Genomic DNA, 3,422 nt, shown 5'->3' with positions numbered 1-3,422 from the left:
GTTGTCTTTATAGGTTTCTACTTGAATAGGCGCTGATACTCTATGTAAACCCTTACTCCCATTGTCTCTAACTGCTTTTAATCTATCTATCGCAGCATATTCTACAGAAGTTATATTGCCTCCTGCTAGAAAAGAAGGACTCGTGATGTCGTCGGGGTAATAAGTCTTGGTGGTGAGTGTTTCGTTTTGGCTGTTTGAAGTAATTTCTTCAGAAGGTATAAGTGAATTATTTAAATATTTGTTCTCTTTAATAGATATAACATTATTTCCCTCAAAGAAATCAATTTTTTTCACACTTTTTAGCCTATACCACTCACTAAAAAAACTATAGAACCCGAACTGCCCTACGGTAAATCCACTACCACCTATTTCATTTTTAAATATAACACCTACATTAGGATAAGGGGTTACCTCTTTTTGTTCATAATTATTTTCTATATATGAAACAGGACTATATAAACCACTAACATTTTTATAAATTGTTTTCTCCTTTAAGTTAGCTCGCTCCCAACTCACATCTAATTCGGGTAAATAAACACCATCACCTGCTTTATAATCATAATGTTGCATACTCCCTCTACTTGTAAATACAAATTCTGTTTTTATATTATTATTAATATATTCTGTTACATTTTTATATAATAAAACCCCACCATTTACAAAAATAAATGGAACTTGACTATAAGATGTAACTTTATGTACATACTTTGGAGGGGAAGATGTGCATGATCCATTAAAGAAACGACTATCTAAGAAAACAGGTATACTATATAATACTCCACTAGTTTTTCCTGTATCAAATTTATTATAATCATAGGTTTTAGTAATTGTATTTCCAAATTCATCTTTTATATTAATTTCACTAATTCGAAGCCCTCCAACCGCCATTCCATCTGAAGGATCTGGTGTTTCATCTAGTTTCCATGATAGACTCATATTAAAATTAGACTCTTCTCCCTCACTCTCACCTAATCCAAACCCTGCTTCTGATGCAACTATTTTATAAGTCCCTGGTTCTAATTCTAATGAAAAGCTTGTAGTACTTACATTCATCGAAAAAGAGGGATCAGTAACTCCAACTATTTTCAATGTATAATCGCATTCTAAGTTAGTTAAAGGCCCATTATTATCACATCCAGATACTGAAGCCCTGAAATGAACTTGACCAATAATTCCTGGCTCAATATCAAACTCTTTTGAATAGGCATATAAAGAGCCCGGAGGAGCCTCATTTATTGGTGCTTTATTGAAATTTAAATATTTATCGACTGTAGTATCTGAAAAATTAAAATTGTTAGGCGCATATGTACGGTTACTTTCAAAAGAATATTCTATACTTCCCCCTGTTGGATAATGTATTTTACTAATAGTAGATGCTTTTGCCGACAATGGAGCAACACTTCTTTCAGCATTATTATGATAAATCCCTGAAGCAAGTCTAACAGATGGAATTAAGTTTTGATTTGATTCTTTTCCGTTGTAAAAACCCCAATAATCTTGGGCGTTAGAAAAACGGCTAGGCAATAAAATATTATTATATTCAAACTTATAAGGTGGTTTAGAAATATTATTTTCACCAATTTCTTGAACTGATAATAATTTTAATCGATAACGTCTTTCTTGAGGATTTCCAATATTTCTCCATCTACCTTCTTCTAGTTTAGATGTAAAATAATCATAGTTAAAACGATATTGTTTTATAGCTGTCTGTCCGCCATTGACAAAAACAAATATATCTTTTAAAGACTTACTTCCCGACAAATCCATTCTTGAAACCTCATCTGATACAAACTCTATGTGGTTATCTCCAAAAGAAACTTTTTCTAAAACCCTTTGTTGAACTAAACTTGTACTAAATGATACGCTATACCCAGAACTTAAACAATTTTTTTCAATTATTAATTGTTCACTAGTTTTTAAAGTATTACTAAACAACTCAACTCCATACTCAAAATGAATATTATTTCCCTTTGGACTAACTATATCTACTAAGTGCCATGAGCTAATAAAATTAGGAATAGATTTACCATCCCTAGATAAAGATAATCCGCTTGTGGTATAATTAAACATGTCCGCACTAGTACTCACATCAACTGCCACATCTGTTTTATCCTCAGAAATACCAAAATAAAATTTCACTCCATCTGGGGCTGTAAACACCCAACCTACAATTGTTTTTAGATTTGCAGAGTCATATATAGGTTTTATTTTCATATTGCTAAATGGCATTTGAACAAACACTCTGGAATTCTGATCAAACATAAATTTCCCTGAATATCCCATGAAACTAAAACTAAAAATATCTGGTTCTAAATCAGTTCCACCAAGTTCAGAACTTTGAATATCCTCATAAATAGCTGAACTTCCCAGCTTATTATAATCATTTCTAATGTCTGATACTTTTCGAGTCTCATACATATAACCAACACCAGGAACATCATCTGGAAGTCCCCTCATAGTCCTAGACACAATACCCCCCGCATTTAAACTCCATCCAAGTCCTACTCTTGAGGCAATCTCTTCTACTCGTATACCCCCTGCATGATATGAGATGCTTATTGGCAAGGTCAAATCTCCATGATTAATCTCATACAACGGAATTGAAATATTAGGGATTCCTGTTGACGTTGTTACTGGCATATCTACATACTTACCAAGCGCCGCAGCTTCTGGAGATGGAGGAACTATAGAAGGAAGGTCTTGTCCAAAAACACAGCTAGTAAATAATAATAAACTCAAGTATATTTTATTCATATTTTTAGAATATTTATTATTAAAAATTATATTTAAACAAACTTATCTTACAAATATTTTAAAATTTTCTCAAAAAAGAAAACAATTGTAAAATCATTAAACAGTAATTAATTTCATAAGGCTAATCCATACTTGTTCTATTTTCAGAACAACTCAACACTTTATATTTAAAAAGTAAAAAAATCAAAAGCGATCAAGCAAACACCCTTAATACCATGCATCATTAAAATTAACTCTATCACACTCTATTTTCTATTTTAATTTTATATGTTACTCCTTATTTTAAATTTTCCAACATAATAACCCTTTCTTCTAGGTCTTCATATTTCTTTATCTTTTTCTCTTGTTCAATTACATACAACGTAAGCTCCTCAATTTTTTGTAGTAATTTTATTTGAAAATCCCCTACGTTCACTCCGTTTTTCTTCATTTCTTCCGCAGAAGCTATTTCAGGAAGATGTTTATTCTTCTTGATAAAATCCTCTACTTCTTCTAAAGAAGGGATCTTATAATTATCTTCAAAAACAAAATCGGCGGTAGGAGTTGTGGTTACTTTTATTTCTTTGGCTTCCAACTTCCCCTTTATAGCTTGATTCCCTGTGTTATGCAATACTTTAGCCCACACCCCTTCTCCTTCTTTATTAGTACTCCTAAAATACATGACAGGT

The 3,422-nt window shown here is 31.9% G+C and carries 1 protein-coding gene and 1 pseudogene; both read right to left on the bottom strand.

Translation table 11 applies throughout. From position 1 onward, the window contains the following. A partial coding sequence (locus JMA43_RS13865) for a hypothetical protein (protein WP_342157309.1) occupies nucleotides 1-2,754 on the bottom strand: 2,754 nt, incomplete at its 3' end. Nucleotides 2,755-3,031: 277 nt separating this feature from the next. Then, nucleotides 3,032-3,422, bottom strand: a pseudogene (locus tag JMA43_RS13860) (hypothetical protein); the annotation flags it as partial.

Origin of the sequence: Joostella sp. CR20 (genome assembly GCF_038433465.1) — a bacterium.
GTDB lineage: Bacteria > Bacteroidota > Bacteroidia > Flavobacteriales > Flavobacteriaceae > Galbibacter.
This window is presented reverse-complemented; position numbering and strand designations above follow the sequence as displayed.